General features: G+C 37.6%; 18 protein-coding genes. 6 read left to right on the top strand and 12 right to left on the bottom strand.

What is annotated here, in order from left to right; genetic code table 11:
• Window positions 1-24 precede the first annotated feature (24 nt).
• The gene (locus HCX49_RS12910; protein ID WP_168127311.1) at window positions 25-1,071 is read right to left on the bottom strand and encodes a type II asparaginase; all 1,047 of its coding nucleotides are present in this window, start codon (window positions 1,069-1,071) and stop codon (window positions 25-27) included.
• 19 nt (window positions 1,072-1,090) lie between these two features.
• Window positions 1,091-2,344, bottom strand: a complete 1,254-nt coding sequence (locus HCX49_RS12905) for a hypothetical protein (protein WP_168127310.1) — start codon at window positions 2,342-2,344, stop codon at window positions 1,091-1,093.
• 397 nt (window positions 2,345-2,741) lie between these two features.
• On the opposite strand from HCX49_RS12905, the gene HCX49_RS12900 reads away from it, so the two are divergent.
• From HCX49_RS12900 to HCX49_RS12880, 5 genes are all read left to right on the top strand, one after another.
• Window positions 2,742-3,179: a MarR family winged helix-turn-helix transcriptional regulator gene (locus tag HCX49_RS12900; RefSeq protein WP_168127309.1), complete on the top strand. Its 438-nt coding sequence runs from the start codon at window positions 2,742-2,744 to the stop codon at window positions 3,177-3,179.
• A gap of 104 nt (window positions 3,180-3,283) precedes the next feature.
• The gene (locus tag HCX49_RS12895; protein ID WP_168127308.1) at window positions 3,284-3,916 is read left to right on the top strand and encodes an NAD(P)H-dependent oxidoreductase; all 633 of its coding nucleotides are present in this window, start codon (window positions 3,284-3,286) and stop codon (window positions 3,914-3,916) included.
• A 277-nt stretch (window positions 3,917-4,193) separates the two neighbouring features.
• Window positions 4,194-5,060 carry a helix-turn-helix domain-containing protein gene (locus HCX49_RS12890; RefSeq protein ID WP_168127307.1) on the top strand — a complete coding sequence of 289 codons (867 nt, stop codon included), beginning with the start codon at window positions 4,194-4,196 and terminating at the stop codon, window positions 5,058-5,060.
• A gap of 305 nt (window positions 5,061-5,365) precedes the next feature.
• Window positions 5,366-6,862 (top strand): acyl-CoA dehydrogenase family protein, encoded by a 1,497-nt coding sequence (locus HCX49_RS12885; protein ID WP_168127306.1) that lies wholly within the window; start codon window positions 5,366-5,368, stop codon window positions 6,860-6,862.
• A gap of 559 nt (window positions 6,863-7,421) precedes the next feature.
• A complete protein-coding gene (locus HCX49_RS12880) occupies window positions 7,422-8,141 on the top strand; it encodes an outer membrane beta-barrel protein (RefSeq protein WP_021188242.1) in 720 nt (239 codons plus the stop codon).
• A 96-nt stretch (window positions 8,142-8,237) separates the two neighbouring features.
• Here HCX49_RS12880 and HCX49_RS12875 read toward each other — a convergent pair whose 3' ends face one another.
• From HCX49_RS12875 to HCX49_RS25695, 3 genes are all read right to left on the bottom strand, one after another.
• Complete coding sequence (locus tag HCX49_RS12875; RefSeq protein ID WP_021188241.1) at window positions 8,238-8,903, bottom strand: response regulator; 666 nt, start codon at window positions 8,901-8,903, stop codon at window positions 8,238-8,240.
• 14 nt (window positions 8,904-8,917) lie between these two features.
• Window positions 8,918-10,603, bottom strand: a complete 1,686-nt coding sequence (locus tag HCX49_RS12870; protein ID WP_168127305.1) for a tetratricopeptide repeat-containing sensor histidine kinase — start codon at window positions 10,601-10,603, stop codon at window positions 8,918-8,920.
• Window positions 10,604-10,718: 115 nt separating this feature from the next.
• A complete protein-coding gene (locus HCX49_RS25695; protein WP_021188240.1) occupies window positions 10,719-10,850 on the bottom strand; it encodes a hypothetical protein in 132 nt (43 codons plus the stop codon).
• A 415-nt stretch (window positions 10,851-11,265) separates the two neighbouring features.
• On the opposite strand from HCX49_RS25695, the gene HCX49_RS12865 reads away from it, so the two are divergent.
• A complete protein-coding gene (locus HCX49_RS12865) occupies window positions 11,266-12,327 on the top strand; it encodes a hypothetical protein (protein ID WP_132770455.1) in 1,062 nt (353 codons plus the stop codon).
• An 8-nt stretch (window positions 12,328-12,335) separates the two neighbouring features.
• On the opposite strand, the gene punC is transcribed toward HCX49_RS12865, so the two are convergent.
• From punC to HCX49_RS12830, 7 genes are all read right to left on the bottom strand, one after another.
• Window positions 12,336-13,544 carry a purine nucleoside transporter PunC gene (punC, locus tag HCX49_RS12860; RefSeq protein ID WP_206368452.1) on the bottom strand — a complete coding sequence of 403 codons (1,209 nt, stop codon included), beginning with the start codon at window positions 13,542-13,544 and terminating at the stop codon, window positions 12,336-12,338.
• Window positions 13,545-13,982: 438 nt separating this feature from the next.
• Complete coding sequence (locus tag HCX49_RS12855) at window positions 13,983-14,564, bottom strand: DUF3267 domain-containing protein (RefSeq protein ID WP_021188237.1); 582 nt, start codon at window positions 14,562-14,564, stop codon at window positions 13,983-13,985.
• 937 nt (window positions 14,565-15,501) lie between these two features.
• Window positions 15,502-19,146 carry a M1 family aminopeptidase gene (locus HCX49_RS12850; protein WP_168127304.1) on the bottom strand — a complete coding sequence of 1,215 codons (3,645 nt, stop codon included), beginning with the start codon at window positions 19,144-19,146 and terminating at the stop codon, window positions 15,502-15,504.
• A complete protein-coding gene (locus HCX49_RS12845) occupies window positions 19,139-20,023 on the bottom strand; it encodes an ABC transporter ATP-binding protein (protein WP_021188235.1) in 885 nt (294 codons plus the stop codon). The genes HCX49_RS12850 and HCX49_RS12845 overlap by 8 nt, the downstream gene beginning before the upstream one ends.
• Before the next feature lie 855 nt (window positions 20,024-20,878).
• Complete coding sequence (locus tag HCX49_RS12840; protein ID WP_168127303.1) at window positions 20,879-21,067, bottom strand: hypothetical protein; 189 nt, start codon at window positions 21,065-21,067, stop codon at window positions 20,879-20,881.
• A 6-nt stretch (window positions 21,068-21,073) separates the two neighbouring features.
• The gene (locus tag HCX49_RS12835) at window positions 21,074-21,259 is read right to left on the bottom strand and encodes a hypothetical protein (RefSeq protein WP_168127302.1); all 186 of its coding nucleotides are present in this window, start codon (window positions 21,257-21,259) and stop codon (window positions 21,074-21,076) included.
• A gap of 89 nt (window positions 21,260-21,348) precedes the next feature.
• The gene (locus HCX49_RS12830) at window positions 21,349-21,666 is read right to left on the bottom strand and encodes a hypothetical protein (protein WP_156169493.1); all 318 of its coding nucleotides are present in this window, start codon (window positions 21,664-21,666) and stop codon (window positions 21,349-21,351) included.
• Window positions 21,667-21,669 lie beyond the last annotated feature (3 nt).

Below are 21,669 nucleotides of genomic sequence, written 5' to 3'. Positions count from 1 at the left end.
AAATGATAATCGTTTATAATGCTATTAATAACGCAAGAAATAACCTTGCAATGTTTCTTTATCATGTGTATTTAACAAGCCCAGCATCAGCAGTATCCGGGCTTTCTGTGGATTTAGATCATCGGATACCAACGTTCCTAATTCATCATCATTCACTTCTCCATCTTCGACGACCCGACCCGATACACATCTGCTTCCACGACACACCATGATGCCTGTTTTTACAGCCTGTTTGACCTGTTCAGTAAAAGCTTTCGAAAAATTCCCATTCCCTACCCCCGCGATTACAATACCCGCGGCCTTTTCTTTTACCAGCAGGTTGAGGTAAGCTGGTGAAGCATCGGCATACATGTATGCAATTTCAACCTTTGGAAAGACCGTATTAGCATCTATTTTAAAAGGAGCCAAAGGTTTCACCTGACGGTCTGAAGATTTGTAGAATTCTACTTTTCCGTCAAAAACCTGACCGATTGCACCACTATTAGGTGAACCAAATGCATTGACTTTCGTCGTACTCAATTTGGTCACATCCCTTGAACTAAAAATGGATTCATTAAAAGATACCAGCACACCTCTGCCCTTGCTTTTCACATCAGCCGCCAAGGTTATGGCATCAAATAAATTCTTAGGGCCATCAGCACTGATAGCGGTAGAGGCACGCATGGCACCGGTCAAGACAACAGGACTATCGTAAGCCACCACCAGATCCAGAAAATAAGCCGTTTCCTCCTGCGTATCGGTACCGTGTGTAATCACAATTCCGTCAGCTTCCTTTTTACTGAAAATCTCATTAATGCGAACCGCTAACTTTTTCCAGATATCCAAACTCATATCCTGGCTGCCAACAGAAGAAATCTGTTCACCGCTCACCTCCGCGATTTCGTTGATCGATGGAATACTCCCGATCAAATCAGATACCGGAATCTTTCCTGCAGTATACCCTGCACGATTTGCCGAAGCCCCCTGTCCAGCTATGGTTCCACCCGTGGCCAATATGATGATCTTAGGCTTTTGTCCATAGGCCAACTGCAGAAACAGCAGCAGGGTTAGAGATATCAATAGTCTTTTCATTGTATTATAATTTGATTGGTTAAAAATTAAATAGCATTCCAAAATTCATCCGCATTGCATTTTTCCCTTTTGTAAGCCCTTCATCAAATTCCAGCTGTTTATAACCGAACTGCGGTTCTAATCCCAGCATCAGATTTTCTAGAACATTGTATGAAAGATTTAAGGTGAACTGATAATTATTCATTTTATTCCAAGGACTTAGCGTATTTTCTCCGCCCGAAAAATGATTATAAGAAGTCATAAGCATCGTATGGAATTTAGGTGTCCAAAAGCGCTGATACGATATAAATCCCGCAGTTACATCCAATAAATTGAGCAGCCCGGGCTGTTCTTCGTGAGCGAAGCCATCCAGTCCCGAACCTCCGATAGCCAAAAAATAATCAGCGATACCCCGCCCCATATTCCATTGTGCCTGCAGGTTGTTGACCAATCCTGATTTTTTATTAAAAAAAATACTGGCCATCCCTGTCAGCCCCCAGCCATTGGCTGTCCTGTACCTGTAGTCCGTATCGCCAGTCAATACTTCTTTCGAATCGTAAGCAATATTGCGGTAGACCCCTGCGACCTTCAAGAAGCTTCCCCCATCGTAGTCATAGCGCAATGCACCGATGACGTCAGGAATACGTCGCGGTGCATAATCTACCCCACGATCTGTATTGATGGTATAATCATACAATCTTCGGGGTTCCATTTGCTCTATCGCAAGTTCATAACCAGCACCGCCCTTTTCCGTAAATTTGTTTTTATAATTCAATTGGATGCGGCGACTCAGAACCATCCCGGTAGGACCATCCCAGTCCAGCAAACTTGCCGGCCACAGATCCGGATCTCCAAAGGTGGACCAATTCTGTCCCAAAGTAAAGTGATCATACTTAATCCAGGCATGGCGCAGTCTGAACAGTGAAGTCCGGTTGGGTCCCCCCTCGAAATCACCTTCCAACATCGCACTGATCTCCTTGCCATTCTTCAGCTGCGTCGTGGAAGCAAAACGTATTTGACTCTGGCGCATATCAACCCAGAATGCCGGTCTATCACGGCCATAAACATCATTTTCGTGGATTAAAAAAGAACTGTTGCCATGCAGGTTACCCTTGATATCGTAGATTCCGTTTAATTTCAAACGGCCGATTAAGAAAGAGGTCATTTTAGGTTTCCCATTCAGCGAATCCTTTGTCTCATAACGTATGAGTTGCGCACAAAGGGGTTGCACAAACAGTAAACAACAAGACATTAATTTTGCTAATCGGTATTTAGTAGTAATTGGTATATTCATAAAGACTCTAATCTAAGCCAACAGTAAGTAATCAGTATCCTTTTACTCTCAGTTAAACCAATGCCTCCGTTAAAATGTTTTGCAAATTTTCAAATAAGCCCCAACACACTTAAAAAACGATTAATTACCACCAGTAATCATAAATACAATTTATTTAGATCATATTTCAGTTAATTCTAACCTAATTCAACCACACCGTATTTTATATATTTTCTTAAGACACAAGTCTAACAGGAAAATTATTAAAAAAAGATAGCAAGACAACTTTTTAAAGAATATTGCTATCCCCATCTATGCCATATCATTGTCAATAAACACATTAAAAAGCCCTATTTTTTAAATTGCACACAACTTAATTGCAAATAATATTTATATTTGTACCGCAAACAAAATTGACATGAAAGATCTTTTAAAGTTGGACAATCAGCTCTGTTTTCCCCTCTATGCACTGAGCCGGGAAATCATTCAGCGCTACCGCCCTCATCTCGATGAGATCGGACTGACCTATCCACAGTACCTGGTATTGATGGTTCTTTGGGAAAAAGACCAACAGACCGTCAATCAGATCGGTCATAAACTGTTTTTAGATAGCGGTACACTGACACCGTTACTAAAACGTCTCGAACAAAAACATCTGCTCGTGCGAAAACGGAGTACGGTTGATGAGCGGGTTGTCGAAATCTTCCTGACAACAGCTGGAAAAGACCTGAAAAAAGAGGCCAAGTGCATACCGCAGAAGTTAATAGAAGAACTGGAGATCAGTGCTGAAGAGATTGAAAGTATGCGCAACATTGCTAATAAAATATTAAAAAGTAAAATAGTAACAGAAGTATAACCTTGATATCAGGAGTATCTGACAATTGAAAACACCAAAAAAAACAAATTTTTTAGTATCAAAATTGCACGCTCCGTTATCAACATATCATTAAAATTAAAACAATGGCATTAATTGAAGATTTACAGTGGCGCCATGCTACAAAAGCATACGATCCCACAAAAAAAGTAAGTAAAGAAGACATCGAAAAAATTGTAGAAGCGGCACGCTTAGCGCCCACTTCTTCAGGATTGCAGCCTTTTAGAATCATCGTTGTCGAAAGTCAAGAAGTACGCGAAAGATTAGTTGCTGGAGCTTTAAATCCAGAGTGTATGCGCGACTGTTCTCATTTATTGGTATTTGCTGCATGGGACAAGTATACCGAAGAACGCATCGATACCATCTACAACCGTACAACAGAAGAGCGTGAATTGCCTGAAGGACGATTCAATAGTTATACAGATATGATCAAAAAGCTATACGCTTCTCAGACTGAAGAACAGCATTTTGTACATACCGCAAAACAATCTTATATTGGTTTAGGGCTGGCATTGGCACAGGCAGCGGAATTGCGTGTTGATACTACTCCTGCTGAAGGCTTTAACAATCAGATCGTAGATGAAGTACTTGACTTAGCAAGCTTAGGTTTAAAAAGCGTATCATTAATGTACGTGGGCTACCGTGATTCTGAAAAAGATTGGTTAGCACCAATGAAGAAAGTAAGAAATCCGATGGAAGAATTTGCTATCTACAAATAATAAAAAGCAGGATTAGTAAAATAATACCATATCCTGCAATCTATTGGCTAATAATAAAGAAAGGGTTATGTTTTACACATAGCCCTTTTCTGTATAGAAACATTGCCATGCTAAGGCAGTCTCGGTCTCAATATGATGGAGAAAGATGTATAAAGGTGATTATTGGCACAAGATTAGTATAAAATTGCTATCATTTCAATGCGTAACTTTGGTACAGAAAAGAAACATCTTTTTAGCTTTGGCGGTAAGTACCAGAAATATTATATTAGGATCAAGAATGGAAAAACAAGTAAATGCGAACGAATTTGTCGAACGGTTTATGTCCGGCAGTCTGGAACATCTAAAATACATGCAATCGTCAGTCAAAATATTTCGATTGAGCGAAATTGCGCCCTATATTAAATTTCCGACACCACCTATTTTTCTGGGTTACAATTTACTTGTTCATATAACCGAAGGCTATTTTAAACACCAGATCGGCCCCAAAGAATACGTGGTTCAGGCGCCGGCGATCCTCATGAGTAACTATGGTAATATATCGGTGATCAGATCGGTTGATAAATCAGCCAAAGGACATTGTATTCTGGTCAATGATGCAGCCATGACCTCCATTTTCAGAGAGCAGGAAATTTTAAATATTTTTACCATATCACCGCTTCACAATCTCTCTGCAGCAGATGATCACGATCTGCACCAGCTATTTAGATTGCTTTACAAAGAGTTGCATACGGCATCTCCGTATAAAGAACTATTTGAAAGCTTGCTTAAATCAGCACTGTTAAAAATCATCAAGCTTTCCAACACCAACAACATGCTCAACCGCAGTCAGGAGATTGCGATGATGTTTAAGCAACTTGTTCATAAAAATTATCTAAAACAGAAGGAAATCGGATTCTATGCCGATAAATTAGCCGTATCACCCAATTATCTCAATAGATGTGTCTCCTCTGTTTTTAAAAAATCATCAAAGGAACTTATTCTGGAAGTTCTGGTTATGCACAGCCAGCTCCTGCTATTCGAATCCAACAAAAGCATTGCCGACATATGTTATGAATTGGATTTCTCCGATCCGTCCTATTTCTCACGCATCTTTAAGAAAATTGTAGGCATGTCACCAACCTCTTATCGAAATAAAGCAAGGTAGTTTCGTGCCACACATGCACGATTTGTCCTAATCTTTATACTAAATAAAACAAAGAGATTGCGTTTTTAGGTTTATTTTTGTACAAAGCGATGGTGAATATGCAATCACTTTTATAAAACTCATGTTAAACCAGAAAAAAATGTATTTTTTGATAACAAGTTTTTTGTTACCTTACTTCAGTACTCACTTCTCATCAGAGAAGTTAGGAGACGCTGAGCAAGAATGGTATCTGCATAAGCCCCTTCGTTATTGTTCATCATTTAATCCTACATTTTAAGATGCTTAACTTTTTAGAACAATCAACCATGACGCAAGATTTTGATATTTACATTTCCTCATTTAAGGAAAGATTATCCAGCTTATTTAATCAGGAATATGACTATAATAACCTTAGTCTATCGCGCGATTTACCGCCTGATTTTTTAAGCAAAATCATGGACATGACACCGCTTGCGGTTGCTATTCCAGAAAGCCATGGTGGTCGTGGAGTACATGTTAAAGAGTGTCTGGGAGTACTAGCAGCCGCTTCGTACGAATCGTTATCGCTGTCCCTTATTTTCGGAATCAACATTGCCCTTTTTCTAGAACCATTAGCGAAGTATGGTAATATCACCGTTCAGGAAAAAGTATTCAAACAGTTTTTGGAAAACCAGGCAATGGGTGGCTTGATGATCACAGAGCCTGACTTTGGCAGCGATGCGCTCAATATGCGTACTTCTTATGAGCAGATAGGAGATCATTACAGCATACAGGGCCAGAAACATTGGCAAGGTCTTACAGGAGCAGCCGATTACTGGTTGGTGACTGCACGTAAAAGAAATGAAAACGGCGATCTGACCCGTGATATTGATTTCTTTTTAACGGAAGACGCAGCCGCAGAACAAAAAATTGAAGTTGAAAGACGTTACAACAGTCTTGGTCTATATGCTATTCCTTATGGAATCAATAATATTGACATCAAAGTACCCGCAGCACAGCGATTGGTTCCAGAAAGTACCGGTATAAAATTAATGCTGGATACACTGCACCGTAGCAGACTGCAGTTTCCGGGTATGGGTATGGGCTTTATCAAGCGTATGCTGGATGAAGCGATGCAACATTGTCATGAAAGACGTGTTACAGGCATCCGCCTTAATGAAATGGACTCCGTTAAATTTCAGTTATCACGTTTACAGGCAGCCTTTACCCTATGTTCGGCGATGTGTGCATACAGCACCACAGTAAGCTCAATCAGCAATGACTTATCTAGTCATGGTGTAGATGCCAATAGTGTAAAAGCATTCGTGACAGATCTGATGCAGGAAGCATCACAGATATGCTTGCAATTATCAGGAGCAAATGGATACCGCTTAGACCATATTGCCGGCAGAGGTGTTGTAGACAGTAGACCATTTCAGATTTTTGAAGGATCTAATGAAATGTTATATACACAGATTGCTGAAGCAATTGCCAAACTGATGCGCAAAAGCAAAGAAAACAATCTTCTGGCATTCTTAAAACAATATAAAGGGACAGAACTTGCTGCACCATTCTTCAGTGAAATTCTTAATTTCAATCTTCCAGATCAGCCAAAACAACGCGAAATGATGACTTTGGGAAGAATGATCGCACGCGTTGTTTGTTATCAATATGTATTGTTGATCAACAATGCAGGGTTTAACGATAAGATGACCGAAATAACACGTCAGCATATCAAGATGGACCTGGCGATGTTTGCTGGTCAGTTGCATAGCAACAACACAGCAGACCCGTTAATGGATTATGAAGAAAATGCGGACTGGATGAAATTCGCATCATTATAATGAATTAGGACTTGCAGTTTCAAAGCATATAGAAAAGACACATCGTCGTACGATGTGTCTTTTCTGTTTAGGACTGATTTTAATCGGTTCATTATCGCAATGATAGTCAAGCCTCTCTCCCCCAATGAGCATGTAACCAAATGAATAAGCATAGTGGAATTCATTTTTTTAAAAAATATTTTAAAAAAAAATATGGCCCTATTGGATTTAAAAACAATAAACAATGCAGAAATGTCATAAAATCTTAATTTTACGGGAAACCGTAAAATCCCGTTATTAGGAATTTTAACTTTGTATCATTCACATTAAAGGTAGGTGCGAATTTTTATTTACAACGTTTGCAATCGCATCCAGTTTATCCCTAAAATGCTGGATCGACTGCAAACAAATTGATTAATTAGTAATTTTTTACAGATGGTTAACGTACAGGTCCTACGTTAACCATTTTTTATTTAAAATAAAATTCTTAATGGGGTTTATTGCTATGATTTACCTAAATTTAAACATAATATAAGGAGCAGCTGTTTCTTTGTTATGAAATAATTTAAAAATTCCATTTATGTTGAAGAAAATCATTCTAGCAAGCTTATTCACATGCAGTATTCCGATTCTTGCATTTTCCCAATCACATGAATTGCGGGTAGGTGTTACTTCAGGTTCTTCCAATTTTACAGGACCAGGAAGCGATTCTAGATCATTCCTGAACGGTTCTAGCCCACAGGACTATTATACCAACAATCCTTTTGGAGTAAAGTATGGTATTAACCTGGGCGGAGCGATCAACTACCGCTACGTATTTAGCAACAATTTCTTACTGGGTGTAGAAGGTGCATTTGAACGTTTACAGACTAAAATATATCTTCAAAGCTTAGAAAACACGAATAACATCATAGGCATGACCAAGCTGAACCAGCAGTTTTTAAATTTTAATCCTTTCATTGGCTATCGTTTTTCATTTGAACCTATTACTTTGGATATGCAGTTGGGCGTTGATATCGCCAACACGCTTCAGATAAAAGAAAAAGGAAGTATTGAAGACAATAAAGGCAATGAAACCGAATTTGAAAAAGACAGAGGCAAGGATCTCATGAAAATGGATCTTAGACCCCGCCTACAGTTCAACGTCAATTATAACCGTTATACGGTATTTGCGGGTTACGCCTGGGGTACTAAAAACTACAAAGGGGAGATGGATGGCGCATCCTCATCAGATGCGACCCGTTTAAATGTCTTCCGTCTAGGGCTACAGTTTCAACTCTTAAGACCTTCTTTACAATAATAAAAAGTACGTGCCAAATAGACAGGGATTCGCTTTCTGAATATAAATTCAGAAGCCCTGTATAACTGGTTCGGCAAGGATAGAATATCGGTTTACTTAAATTAAACCGATATCTTTTGAATAAGCAATAAGCTGTTCATTCTTGGAGAATTCTAGCACTTCTTTCATCAGGTTCAATCTTTTCTCGACACTGCTCAGTCCTGATGGCTTTATCTGTTGTTGCTGCAGATGTTGTGGAATATCCTTCTGCAGTATTCCTTTTGCCAGTAGGGCAATGATATGAATATCGAGCGTAGTAAATTCATGTGAATTCTTTTCCCGGATAGACTGTTTAATTTCAGGGGACTGATAAAGTTTATCCTGATGTGCGGCCTGTAAAGCCTCTTTCAGATATTGCGCATCGCGTCTTGCTTTACGCACATAACCATCAATGGCTCTGCTTTTAAACAGTTCATCAATAACAGCAGTCCGACTTTCCGCTGATAACACAATGATTTTTAGTTGGGATTGGATCTCTTTAACTGCCTGAATAAGTGCCAGACCTCCCGATAAACGTTGCGGATTATGATCTTCTTCGAAAGTCAGATCGGTAATCAACAGATCGTAGGGTTCACCATCCCGCTGTGCATTTTTAACCCAGGTAAATGCATCATCACAATAATAGACATATTTTGCTGTCTGGATCCCCAGCTCCTGAAGTGTTTTCTGAACCGAAATATTGGCAATTTCATGATCTTCGGCTATAAGTACTTTTTTAAACATATAATAAGATCTTTTTAAAAAATAGGGATGGACACTTCAACCTTTAGCCCTTTCCCTGCATTATTGACAAAGGTAATCTTACCATCCAAATTAGAAATACGGTTTCCCGTACTGGTAAGACCATTACCTTTTACCTGCGATTCGGGCATTCCTACACCATTATCACTGTAAAAGATACGCAATAGCCCAGGAGACCAGTCAAAACGGATCACCACATCTGTTGCTTGGCTATGCTTGCGCATATTAACCATCAGTTCCTGTAGCACATGATGAACTTCATGCTTGATATGTGCCGTAACCCCCTCCCATTGCTCAGCATCATTTCCGGCAATAATGACCTTTCTATTTTCAGTCACAAAAGATTTCAAAAGTTCAGCAATTTGTTTCTGACAATCTGGCTCCGCATCTGGCGTTATTTCGGTTTCGTAAGAAATATCACGAGATTTCTCATACATCATTTCCAGGCGGTCGAGGATCCCTTCCCTGTCAATATCTTCCCTATTCTCGATTTCTGTCATGACGCGGTAAAGGCCATTGGCTACCACATCGTGAATCTTACGTGAGATAGTGAGCTGATTGGCTTTGATTCTATTTTGTGCCTCAAACTGCATACGTTCTTTGCGTCTCTTATACCATAAAGTACCGCCTACAATAACCGTAACACATAATAAGGAAACGCAGAATGTCCAAATGCGCTGCCTTACGATATTGAATTCTTTCTCCGCATTATCCTTCTGCAGGCTCAAGTTATCTGCCTTATTTTTTTCCACCTCATAGCGAATCATAGTAAACTGATTTTTTGCAACGAGACGTGCTTCCTGAATACTATCGTTCAGAACATTATAAATTTTAAAATAATATTTTGAGGAGTCACTGGGGCTCAATTGAATCAATGTTTTCAGTGCTTTAATTTGATCGTCTGGACTAGCAATTTTTTTAGCAATATCATAACGTTTTTTAGCATAAAACAAAGCTGAATCAGGTTTTTGATCTTCATAATATTCTGTTATATGCAGGAAACTAGAATTTTGCCCACGCAGATCATGCTCTTGTTGCCTAATTTTTAATGCTTTTTGGTAGTCATTTATTGCAGGGTAAGTTGCATCCTGCTTCCATTTCACTCTTGTCAGATTGGAAAGCACACGCGCATATTCAACCGCATTTTTATGTGTACCACCGATGATACCATCATATATCTCACGAGCTTTTTTATAATCCCTATTATAAAGATAGGCATTCGCTAAATTATTCCGGTAGATCAGTGTATTTTGCGCATCGTCAGAATATTTAATTGCTAATTCATAGAAGAGAATAGCCTTTGGATAATCATAAAGTTCATCTGTAGAAAGTCCAAGAGCATTGAAATTCATACTGAGAAAACTATGATGTTCAGGTTTATTTTCATCCAGAAAAGGAACAGCCTGCAATGCTGTTTCCTGAGATCCAAAATAGTCTCCCTGCTCCTTTTGGGTAATCGCCATATTGATTAAACACTTGGCTACTTGCAGACTATCTCCTTTTTCCAAAAAGATCTGTTTTGCCGCATTAAAATAGAAGAAAGAACTATCTGCTTTCCCCATTTCGAGATACTCGAATGCCTTATCATAAGCCGGATTATCAATAGGAATTTCCTTTTGAATAACTGCTTGTTGACAGGAATAAAAAAAGACAATAAGTATGTATAAGCTAAAGCGTTTCAATAAGGAACTTATTTTGTTCGAATTTATCGAAATTTTACTGGAAAAACAACCAGACGCTTAAAAACAAAATAAGGCAACCTTGTGTTGCCTTATTTTAACTGATATTTATTTATCCTTATTTACCAGGACGAACAGGACCAGTATTTCCTTCATTGTCCACATCCTGCACAGAGGATAATGCTTGAGGGTGATTTGTATCTGTATTTGAAGGATTGCCAAATAAAAGTGCTAAAATGAAATACCACATTTTTCAAAAAATTAAAAGTCAAAAACCTGGTAGTCCCGCGGGCTTCATGCCCGGGGTTACTACAATGTTTTCAGAAGGCCTTCTGAATTTTTTGGGAAGTGAGTGAGCTTCAATCGCGGGAACCAATAACTGCTTCCCAAACCGGTTAAAAACGACCGCGATATCCACTCCTTATGAAATCTTTTCGTCGCTTTCCTAGAAAGAACTAGTCGATTGATCAACTGATTTCGAAATCAAAATTAACGCAGATAAAAAGCTAAACATCAAAGGATTCCGATCTTTCCAACCTTTCCGTTATTATTCCAGAAATTCCGATAGAATTCCGAAAATTCCAGTGCAAAAAAGTGCGTAAAGAGTCTATTATTTTACGGTTTTCCGTAAAATCGGGTGCTAGGGTTACTTTAATTTTGGGACAATGTTTGAGTTTGAAGAATTTAAAAAAGAGGTGATAAGTAACTTTAGGGAGTTGCTTTCCCAACATGAGTTAGATCTAAAACTTGAGAATCCCACACCCGGGAATCTAAGAGATTTGAGTTTAAAATTATTTGCAAATGGACTATCGAAAGAAGATACACAGGTATTTCAGGATTTCTTTAATCCGATCAAACGATATGATGATCTGGAGACCAGCATCCGTCGATTTCCGTTAGATAAACTGAAACCGCTTAAAAATTTTATAACGGCTAAAACGAGCAATCCCGACGAAAACATCGTCAAACTACTAGCCATACTCACACAGTTTGGTCCAAGACCATTCCATAAATGGCGGGAATTGCGCCATTTAAAAAAGCGAACACCTGAATTTTGCGATCCTGATGATCATGAAAAAACGATCGTACCTGAAGCAAGTACAACAGCAATTGGTCACGAGAGTCAAGAACAGGAAAATCACATAGCGGAAGAGGAAATACTCGAAAATAAAGAAGTGGAAATAGCTTCTGCGGATAATTCTAGCGACAAGGAGGTTATCGTAAAAAATAAAGACAAAAAAAAAGGGCGGCTTTCCCGGGAGGAAACCCCCAGGGAAAAACCGCCCTCAAAAAGAACGTCTATGAAAGTTCATGTTACTTTCTCCAATTTTCAGTTGAAGCAACTGATTTATTTTATGGGTATGATCGCTGGTCTGTTCTTCCTGTATGCTGTATCCCATTTCTTGATCGCAAAACAACGGATGTGCTTGATCGAGGTACAATATGTTTCTGGAGATGATACAACGCAACAACCATACTCAGAGATTATTAAGCTAGATCCTGATCATCCAAATTATATCAAAATAAAAACATATCCTGATACCTTAACAGAAAAAACAATCTACCCCATACAGATCTCTAAAACAAACAATCATGTTCAATTTTCAACTGCCCCAGACGCATCAGCTTTACAGGATCTCAAATTATTAAAGGATCCCAATCATTATATCATACTGCTCTACCCGGGAGAATTTTCCGTCGGAGAAAGCATGAGGCGGGGACCGTAAAATGATTTTTATTTACCTTTTAAAGTCAATCTATAAGCGATTAACATAAATGGAATTGTCCCTACCATAACGATTGCCGTAGCCAATAGTGCATCTTTTGAAAAAACCGAAACGATAGCACTCGCTATAAAACAGATTCCAAGCTGAATTGCATTTTGTAAGCCCGCGGCTTTACCCAGATTATTTGGAAAAACACGTAGTGCTTGCGCAACTACAATCGGGTAACATGCACCGTTTGCTAATGCCATACCGCAGAACGGAATCAGTAATAATGTCAATGTAGGTGTCGTCATCACACTCATAGCATATATCGCTAGAAGAGACACGGAATATAAAATCAGTAAAACCGGCATCAGTTTTTTGGTCTCAATACGGTTTGCCAGCGCCCTATAGCCATATCCGCCCATCATAAATGCAATGGTCTGCGGAACAAAGCTCAATCCGATCTGGCTTTCGTCATAACCCAGTTCTTTGAGAAAAAATGGAGAGCCCGTTAACCAGGCAAAAAATGAACCCGAGCAGAATGCATAGAGCAGCACATTGCCCACATACACGTTGGATTTTAAAAGTGAAAAATAGGACTGTTTCGTTTTTTCACCTGCTTTTGTATCAACTGGAGTATCCAACTTTTGCTTGCGCATTAAAGTGAAGGTATACAGCATCAGGAGCACGGCGATACCAGCTAGGGTGATAAAGATGGATCTCCATCCAAAATGTTGCAACAGATATACACCCAGCAAAGGAGCCAGAGCCGGAGATAAAGCCACCATGGGCATGATCGTCGCGAAAATTTTATTGGTCTGAGATGCCGGATAATATTCAACAACCAGAGCCTGCCAGCTTACCGCAGCAGCACAGACACCGATTGCCTGCAGCAAACGTAAAACAAGTAACGAAAGGACATCGTTGGTAAAAAAGATACACAAAGAAGCGAGCGTAAACAATGATAGTCCGATGAGGATGGTTTTGGGTTTCCCGATCTTATCGGCTATTGGCCCCCAGACCAGCTGTGCAAGAGCATAACCAGCTAAAAATAAACTTAAACTCGTGCTGATACTACTCTTATCTGTCGAAAGATCCAGTCGCATCATATCAAATGCCGGCAGATACATATCCGTTGCCAAAAAACCAATAATACTCAGTCCAACCAAGTAAATCAAAAACAAAAAACTATTCTTTTTCCTATCCAACATATCGTTTTCACTAAATTTCTGCAAAGGTAACAATTTTAATGAAACGTTTAGCAGGAGATGGTCACTGTTTAATTTTGTGAAAAATTAAGTAATTTAAAAAGCCCCACTGCATTCCGATGTAACATTGGAACACCGGACTGATTATATATAGGAATAACCTTCCCCTAAAAAAAGATGGTAGAAAGCTCTTTCTAATTTTTATCAGTCCGAATCCTAATTTTTTGTTCCCAGGTATATGCTAGTAGGTTTTTGTAGCAAGAACAATCACTAGTCTATTTTGGAAATATTATTTGAAAAGTTTTAGAGGAATTAATAAAGTAATTTAAATGGCGCAGAAGCTTATCAAGAAAAAGTATATCATGTATCCTTTTTCGATATACATTTTTTTATTACTACAGCTATTGGAAGTGTTTGTTCTGGCGCATTCTTATAAATTCTGACAAGCGTAGGGTGAGGTGTTGATTATATTTTTTTGAAAATAAAACAGCCTGCCTCTGATGGATGATCTAAGACCATCGTATCTTTATCTTCTTTCCATATCAGGTTGATGATCATAAAATCACCAGCTGCGGCTCCCGTAAAAAATATAGCAAATATTAACAAGAACACATTACCTATAAAAATTGCAATAATGCCTGGCAATAATCCTAAAATAATGGCTGGCATAATAGCTCCTACTATATATTCTTTAACTCTTAAAGGTTCTTTACAATGGCAATAGGGAGTTAACATCTTTAATAAGATTCCAAACTTTATGGATTTAAAACCATGCTTAGCGAAAAGGGCAAAAGTAGCTCCGTGAATTAATTCATGTACAACTATACCGGCAAGTAGAACGATTACAATAGCTATTGAAAAGAGCGGGTTTTCTTTAAAGCTCTCCACAAATAATCCAATAAAATCCAGTTCACCCCATATCAAATAAAAGGGAAGACCATATACTAAAATGATGGGTATGAATAAGAGCAGAGAAAAAATATTTGCCTTGGCTAGATCAATAGTTCGAATCTCCTTTATATAATTTTCTAATAAATTTTGTTCCATATACTTACTCAATAACGTAATTTCATTTATAGAAGTTTAAATAAAAGTCCACCACAGTAATACCCAATTTTATAAATTGCAAATACTGAAATTGTTGCTATTATAATGAATCTTTTATTCTTTACGTATAGCTGTAAAATATTATTTAATCCCATAAATGTGTCCTATTATTTATTTTGCAATCAACTACATCCCATTTCATCTTTTACTCCTTAGAAAGTTAATGCTATTGAACGAACTGAAATACGTAAGTAATGATAAAATAAATTAATATTCCTACTATTGCTGCTAGCAAATAATAAATCTTTTTATTCATAAATTTAAATTGACATAAATAAAGCGATTATTCAGAGAATTCGACCATCAATTTGAGTGATCTCATAAGTATCCAATTCTTGAACATCGATTGATTTTAATTCTAAGTTATTCATTTTTATCTTTATAAAAAAATTATTCATACTCTATTTCTAAGGTTATTTTCGTAATTATTGTTTTCCTGGGGGTCGAAACTATCCTCTCTTTGTGCTAGATGGTTGGCTAACTGCTTTGTTGATTGGCAATACTAAATTACAATTGCTCAATGCTCAAAAAAAGCATTGGCGATATTTTCTGAAAGTTAACATTGTTCTGCCGAAATATGTCTGATCTTTCCTTTCCAGCATACCTGAAGTCTTGACCTTTCCATGTTCTTTACCAAAGATTATATTCTTAACAATATGTGTTGGCAATATTATGGGTATTTACATTTTGGAAAAACTCATGTTATCATAACTCATGAGAAATAACACGGAGCTATATGATCACAAATAAGTAAAGCCACATCTCTCAACGTGGCTTTACTGCACATATATAATAATTAAACAGTAAACAGTTCTTTTCAGATTAAAATCTATTGCAAGCTCATGTGCTGATTGTAATCCTTGTTATTTTTTGTTGATCAGATATCCTTCCGGTTATCATCCGAATCCATATCAATCAACTTATTATACGGATCGATTCCAACCTGAAGAGGCAACTCGTCGACCACAAGTGTTATTTTATTATTGATCTGATCGATCCTATGTTTTTTCAGATACAATTCCTGTGTTGAACGTCCACCTTTCTTGTTTGTTTTTGCAAACACACCGATCTCAATGTAATCCCTTAAGGGCAATGACTCCACAGTTTCTTTATCCGATTTCTTAAATGAAATGGGGTTGTTGCCTTTATCATGATAACTTTTCGTCCCATTTTCATCCACACGATATTTGGCAACCTCAAATTCAATATCGACCTGATACTTACCATTTTTCATTTTTTTAGAAGTAACTTTTTCAACCTTATTATTATATAAAGTGATGGTCTCAAACATATCCTTAATCAGATACTGCAATGAATCGGGTGTCGCTTGTTTAAAGTGCTCCACAAACTCCAATGATGTTGTATAGGGTGGATTTTGAAAAGCCGTATGTTCCAGATAGGTTTTAGCAGTCTTATTGAAAACATCCTCACCCAGATAATCACTTAAAGCATACAGCACCAAGGAACCTTTCTGGTAGTGGATATACATTTGATTTTCATTGAACATGAGCGGCCTCTCGCCCAATTTCTCAGCGCTTCGTCCTGTTAGATACCCGTCCAATGCATCTTTTAGAAATTTGCGCATCTGCCCCTTACCATAACGTTTTTCCAACACTTTCAACGAAGAATACTCCGACATGCTTTCCGATAGCAATGTAGCTCCCTGTACATTCGCACCTACGACTTGATGAGCCCACCATTGATGTGCAATCTCATGTGCGGTTACCGCATAAGGATAATCCACCGCATCTTCATTTTTCTCCTTTACATCAGCGATAAACCCGATAGCTTCTGAAAAAGGAATGGTATTGGCAAATGATTGAGCAAAAGTTCCATCGGTACGCGGAAATTCGACAATACGCAACTGACGGTGCGGATAAGCACTGTATTCTTGGCTATAATAAGCCAGAGATGCCTTACTGGATGCCATCATGCGGTCCAGATTGAACGTATGTCCTTTATGATAATATACTTCCAGATTCACGCCATTCCAGTTGTCTTTCTTCACTTCATATCGCGCAGAATTAAAGGCGTAGAAATTGAGAATCTCCGTATCCATCTTGTAGTGGTAATATTTACGACCACCCTTTTCCCATTCCTTAGTCAAGTAACCTGGTGCTATGGCCAACTGATCCAAATCCGTACTCACGATAGCCTCAAAACGAATCCAATCGGCATCATTCGAAATATAATTGTTTTGCAACGCTTTCTGATCTGTTGGTTTTGCCATCCGATTTCGATGTGGCAGTCCGTATTTCTTTCGGATATCGTTCTCCACCAATTCTCCCCTATCCAAATATCCAATATTTGGGAATTGCATATTGTTGATAAAAGTACCATTGCCTTTGACTGGAGATCGTTCATTCACCCAAGTATTGCGCGGACTTTGGGTACTGAAATTCAAAGTAATGGAATCACCTGGAGCAAGTGGCTGTTGTAATTTATAAATGTTAAAATTGTACTTATCATCTTCCGAAACTAATGTATTGGGCACACTAAACGAGAACTTGTAATCGTAATCATTATAATTGACAAAAATCGAATCAATGGCTACCCCGGTCTTATTTTTCAATACATAAGCTACCTGTGCCTTAAAGCTTCGCTCTTTCGGGTAGATATCCATATTGAATTTAACATCCACAACCCTAGGCTGTGGCCGGTATTGATATTTTTTGTATTTCTTTTCCCATTCAACAGCCTGTTTTTCATGATCTAAACTGGTGTAATAAGGTTTTTTAATATTATTTTCATAATATATACCAGCTCCCATAGCGATAAATCCGACAAGACTGATCGTGATTATCGCGACAATAGTGGGATTTAAATTACTTTTAAGAATCAGCCATCTTTCCTTAATTCCTGAGAACAGACCTCTTCGCCATAGTAACAACGAAATGGTCAAGAAGAAAACCGAAAATAAAAGCCAATATACCCTATAGGTCAAGAACGGCAACACATACCCGAAGCCATCCATATCCGAATAATCAAGCCCAGGTCCCTGGTTAAATTTGTAAATATTCTGTTCCACTCCCATTGCCGAAAGAAAGGGCAATGCGATAAACAAGAGCAAGAGCACAAAAAAACCCGTCAAATAATTTTTGAACAAAGTATGGACAAACACAGAGACAAAGATCCAAGCTATATTGGAGAGCATGCCATACACCATGAGGTTCATCACATATTGTCCGATCTCAAAAGTATAATACCCATGATATACCTGAAAGGCCATACAAGTCACGATAACAACCAGTAACAAGGCCAGTTGCATTTTGACAATAGCAATTAAAGTTGATAAAAGTAAAACCCAGTTCGGGACCGGACTCGCCTCAATCAATCCCCCCATACGGGTAATGCTCCCCCGATGAACCAGCAAACCTGTAAACAGGAAAGTCAATATCAACAGAAAAAACTTAAATGTGGAACCAGGTATCATCAGCATTTTCCAAGTAACAGGATAAGTCGACGTTCCCGAAATAGAACCGATGGTACTTGCCATTAAGATAACAAAGAGGATCCCTACCAATGTCAAAATCATAAATATAGGATTTTTGACAATGTAACTGAAGTTGTATCTCGCCAATGCCCATGAAGTTTTAAAATAGTGAAAAGCTGAAAAATTATATTTCACCACCGGAAGATCCATTCTAAAAATACTTTCAAAATTATTTTTAGTCACGCGTTTACCAATTTTACTCGTTTTAAATGTAAAAGCTTGTTGAGAAAACGAAAAGAACAAGTAAAAACCACCAATAAAAAGTGAAGATACGGCTAGCCATATCAATCGGTTATAGATCACCGCTCCAGTAAAAGGAAGATTTCTGATATCTTTTTCTGCTGGAGACCAGTATTGTGTATAGTAGGAAATGGCACTATCCCCAAATGGATCGATCAATGCACCGAGGTAACGGTTATCCATATCAGCTGTAGTACTGTGAACCACCGCTTGCAGCAGGAGTAAAATCAATACTGCAACAAAACCCACATATACATTTCTAGTCAGTGTCACCAATACAAAAATAATGGAACTGAAAATTATCAGGTTGGGGATGACCTGAATAAGATAGGTCTGAAAATAGGCAAATACATGTACCGGCCCCAATAAACTTTGGTTAATACCGGGAACATACTGCGCAACTATAATCCCTAGTGTAGAAGTCAATACGATGATTAAGACTACTGAAAGTGAACCGAAAAACTTACCCAGTAAATAATCAGTCTTGGTAAAGGGATAGCTAAAAAGAATGCTATGCACATTGTATTGAAAGTCCCGATAGACAGAAGCCCCCACAATGGTTGGGATCAGAAAATAAATTAGATTAGACATCCCATTAATCATTTCGCTGATCGCCAGAGGTGAGTTCATGATTGTATTGGAAGATGTTGTCGCGGTAATACCATCAAAGATACCAAGTGCAGACAGCATGATGAACAGTGCTAGCACAAAGAACAGCAACATGTAGATATAGATGGTACTATTCTTAAACCAGCGGGTGAACTCAAATTTAAAAATAGTGCTAAACATGGTGTTGATCTTTTTTAAGGGCGACAAAATAAACATCTTCCAGTTGTCCATCAGCAGGAACAAAAGATTCATCAGGACATAGATCGCTATACACGCGAATATTTAAGGTATTATCCTGATTATAGTTGGTCGATATCACATTATATTTTTGGGTGTACTCATCCAGTTGTTCCCGGGTGATGATACGTACCCAAATCTTCCCGGACAGTTCATCTATTGTTTCTTTCGGAGTCCCCCTTAATAAGATCTTACCTCCATTTAGGATGGCCATTTCATGACACAGTTCACGTACATCATCTACGATATGCGTAGAAAATATAACCGTATGATCCGTGCCGATCTCGCGCAGTACATTGAGAAAACGGTGTCTTTCTGCAGGATCAAGTCCGGCAGTAGGTTCATCCACAATAATCAATTTGGGATCGTTCAATAGCAGTTGAGCAATACCAAATCGCTGTTTCATCCCACCAGAATATCCACTGACACTTTTATGGCGTACATCCCACAGATTGGTCACTTCAAGAACACGGTTGATGATTTTTTGGCGATCAGCACCTGAAGAAATACCCTTAAGACGAGCAAAATATTGTAATAGATCTACAGCCGAAAGTTTGGGATAGACTCCAAATTCTTGAGGGAGGTAGCCCAGTACTTTCCTTAAGTCCATCTGATTTTTCAGCACATCAATCTGGTCAAAAGTAATTGTACCACTATCCGGTCTTTGAAGTGTCGCGATAGTTCGCATTAAAGAAGATTTACCAGCTCCATTTGGCCCTAAGAGACCAAACATACCTGGTTTAATTTCAAGAGTGACATCATCTAAGGCTTTTACACCATTCGGATAGATTTTACTGAGGTTTGTTATAGATAAATTCATAAATAAGTTAACTGATAATAATCGATTAGTCGATTGAATAAAAAAATTGTTACAACAATATAAAAAGAATATCTCAAATTAAGTTTTCGACGAACCTTCAGAAAGACTTATTTAGTATTCTTTTTACTCAGTAAAACCTATTGGATCGGACTTAATAGCTGATACCTGATTTCCCCTAGTCCATATCTCATTTTATAAATTATGTATCAAGAAAACGGACCAAAAGATTGATTTTTGATGTCTATTGTAAAATACTAAAATTTGACAGGTGTTCATAAATGATTATTTAAAAAATTGGAAAAGGTAGATAATAATCAAGTAAATTAATATTCCTGTTAGTGCTGCTATAATATATCTTTTTACACATAAAAAAGTAATTTGATTCGATTACACTTTGTCATTATGAGCTATTATATCTTGAAATAGGAAGGCTTCAGTAGCTGAATATATAAACAGAATAGAGAAAAATAGAATTAAAAATTTAAAATTCTTTTTTGAGGCATTTGAATTATCAAGATCATTGAATTAAAAAGTTAAATTACCTAAAAAAATTAAAGTTAACCACCAATTAATAAGGCAATCAAAGAACTAACTTAAGCTTAGACATCTAACTTATCATGTCAAAATTGAATATGAGATACGAAAACCAATTATATCTAAATCTATCCTGCACTTCTTATGAGTAAATTCTATTTAAAAAACTGAAATAAATAAGTAATAATAAAATAAATTAATATTCCTATTACCGCTGCTAACAAATAATAAATCTTTTTATTCATAAATTCAAATTAATTTTATCAAAATCACATAGATTGTGATACTTAATAAATATCACAATCTATATTTAAATCAGGATTAGCCATGATTTGCTGTAGGACCACCTATATTATCTACACCGCTTGATTGAGAATCAAAAAACTGCTCTGTAGCATTTACTAAATACCCTAAGCCTTTCCCTAATTGTCTCCATGTCCAATTAGAAAATTCAGATCCTCCGTTAATTTGGAGCATTTCATCCAATTTAATTTCTTCAACAAATTCCATAATTAACTATCTTACACTGTTATAACCATCGTTAAAATTATCAACTGTTTCATTATAATTAAATAATGAGTCTGCAAGCCAAGCCCCAACTACAAATGCAGCAATTACTCCGACAAATCCACCATCAAGATTTACCATCTCATTAGTATCCAACTCTTGAACACCAATTGATTTTAATTCTAATTTATTCATATTTTTGTTTATAAAAAACTATTCCTACTCTATTGCTAAGCCTTTTCGGATAACTGCTTCGTTGATCAACAATACTAAATTACAGTTGCTCAATGCTCAAAAAAAGCATTGGAAATATTTTTTGAAAAATAATAAGTTCCTGCTGAAATATGTCTGATCTGTTGATAATTAAGCTGCTGAATATCAACCTTGATTTGAATAGAATATTCTTCTTCATAATAATAGGTATTTCGTGATCGATCGTATTCCAGCGGAGCACCTATCCCTTTCAAATACTCAATAATACGTGCAAGCCGTGAGACGGAAAGTCCAAGACGATTTGCAAATTCGGTTTGTGTACCTGTTCTTCCTTGACGGATCAGTTGATCCATTAAGTTGATCCGTTCAATATATTTAAATAGTTGCATAAA

The sequence above is a fragment of the Sphingobacterium sp. B16(2022) genome (genome assembly GCF_012030425.1).
Classification (GTDB): Bacteria; Bacteroidota; Bacteroidia; order Sphingobacteriales; family Sphingobacteriaceae; genus Sphingobacterium; species Sphingobacterium anhuiense.
The sequence above is the reverse complement of the archived record's forward strand: the minus strand, read 5'-3'. Positions and strand labels throughout refer to the sequence as shown.